This is a genomic window from Flavobacterium sp. (assembly GCF_040382755.1).
GTDB lineage: Bacteria > Bacteroidota > Bacteroidia > Flavobacteriales > Flavobacteriaceae > Flavobacterium.
Map to the genome: position 1 here is coordinate 1 of NZ_JBEIET010000209.1, position 2,253 is coordinate 2,253.

Below are 2,253 nucleotides of genomic sequence, written 5' to 3' on the forward strand. Positions count from 1 at the left end.
CATGCCTGTAGGGACAAAGCAAGCCAACAAGTAGGTTCCTGTCGGATTCCACGACAGGAACGATACTTGATCGCATCCTACTTGTTCGGCGTAAATTAGTTGACCACGATCAGTTCGTAAATATCCGCCGTAACTTAAAATATAAAAATGAGTTTTTTCGACCAAAGCCATAACTTCGAAAATGGGATTGAACGACACTAGCGGTTTTCGAACGCAACGTTCGACTAAAAAGGGCATAATAATGTCAGTTTTGTACAACGGTTTCCAGGTCAAATTTAGAGTTCTAATTTCGATTAATAATTCGTCGGTTGATAGTTGCCACAATCGATTAAAGTCAATGATGGGATGATCTTGTTTGCCGTCTGACAAGTGTTGAAAATGATTTTTGAAGATTACGGTGTTCGTCAGAGCAGGCGAATTTTTTAAATAGGGGGTCAGGTCCAGTGAATAGACTGTAGCAGCTGCAGCCATTTCAGCAAAGTCGTCCAAATTGAGGTAAATCATGATCATTGGAATGATGTAGGTTCCAACGCCCGAGTCAATCAGCCATTTCATGATTTGTAGTCCCTTTTTTTAAGAAAAAAAAACAAAAAATAGCTTAGTACAAACATAACAAAATGTAAATATATATCGACAAGTCATTTATTTACCTTTTGTAAGTCCTGAATTTTTTTGATAAAAAGCCAATATCTGTCCTCTCTGGTCAAGACACCGCTCATGGGCGGTTGACGAGACGTGTGATGCAGCTTGGCCGCAATAGCCTGTTGTTCGGCCGAATTTTGAAAAATATGTTTACGACACAACATTGTTGTTGGTGTTGTTTCAATAGATGGTCTGACTGATTGACTGAGGCGATTCTAGTTTTTTCTCCCCCTTTTTATACATTTTTTATTTGCTATACAGCTGGTTTCGATAAAAAATGACAGGTATATGACAGTACGATTTAACGTAATTGTGAAAGGCCAACAGAGGTTTCGTTACTGGAGCGCCGCTTGTAAGCATTGACGTTATATAGTCAACAAGCGAAAATCTAATGCTAACGTGCTTGTGACGAGACGATTTAAAGGCAAATGACAAGTCATGTTCTCTAATTAAATTGGAATTTAGACAATTGACCAGAATAGAAAAAATGGCTATAGCCTGGGCCTGACACTCGAAAGACTCAATTAAAGTTTCAAATTTTGACTGCAATTTTTTTCTGTGCTCTTCGCTCCCCACTAAATTAGTTTCAGGCTTATTTTTACTGTCGTCTCCCAGGGTGCCCAATAATTTTTTCTTTGTAAATTGTGTGTTTTCGGACACATTGAAGGTCATTTTGACGCAGTCAAAATAAAAGTAGGTGCCTTTCTTGCCGCCCTGGCCAACAGTTAGGTATTCTTTTAGCCAATCCTCAAATTGAGGTTTTTCAATTTTAAAATAGTTGAAAGTAAATCGAAGGACGGGCACATTTGAGGGGGCGCTAGTAAAAATTATGTAGTGAAAAAAAGACAACAGGGACCAAATTGAATTTTTATAAATCGAGTGACTAACGCAGAAAATTTTTTGACGTTTGTGGTGGGCGTCGTAATTAAGAGCTGTCCGTAACAGTTTTTCGTCATTTTTTGACATGTTAATTATATCCTCCACAATAATGAGTGCATTCTTTTGGGTAGACTTTAGTTTGTCAAACGAATCTAACATGGTAACGTCCTCAAAATACTTTGTGTAGGCTTTGGACTCTGACGCTTTGACGTTGAGCAAGTACAAGTGCTTAATTTTGGCACTTGCAGAGTTGCCTCGGTTGTTTGCCCGATCTGAGTGGACCGATTCCACCAAATGTTTTAGTAAACTCGATTTTCCCGTTCCCGATCTGATTAGATAAAAGAATAAAAAATAATACAAAAAAAGATGTAAAACAAACGTTTTTTTAAATTGTTTTATTATTTCGAATTGGCAACAGGCAAGTGTATTAGTATTTGTTTTCAATGTTTTTTTGTAGATTTTTTATTTTTTTTCTTTCCCACCTGCCCAATACTAGAACACACCCAAAAGCTGACTTTTTTAGCAGGGGATCCACCTGAGACCTCATTTTTTTTTGTCGGCCTTTTGCTTGTTGGGTTTTTTGACTTTGAGTGGAACTTCTTCTTCTTCTTCTTCTTCTTCCCCCTCTTGTTCTTCGTCAAGGACGTAGATTTCGGGACGGCTGGATGGTGTTGCTTTGGCAGAACCACTTTTACCATTGTCCTCTGTTGTTTTGTCGTTGTCCTCTTGCCA

At 38.3% G+C, this 2,253-nt stretch carries 3 protein-coding genes; all 3 read right to left on the reverse strand.

Annotated elements, in window-relative coordinates; genetic code table 11:
* A partial coding sequence (locus tag ABWO04_RS11260; RefSeq protein ID WP_353079784.1) for a hypothetical protein occupies positions 1-555 on the reverse strand: 555 nt, incomplete at its 3' end.
* A 333-nt stretch (positions 556-888) separates the two neighbouring features.
* A complete protein-coding gene (locus ABWO04_RS11265) occupies positions 889-1,965 on the reverse strand; it encodes a hypothetical protein (protein ID WP_353079785.1) in 1,077 nt (358 codons plus the stop codon).
* A 99-nt stretch (positions 1,966-2,064) separates the two neighbouring features.
* On the reverse strand, positions 2,065-2,253 hold a 189-nt coding region (locus ABWO04_RS11270; RefSeq protein ID WP_353079786.1), incomplete at its 5' end, for a hypothetical protein.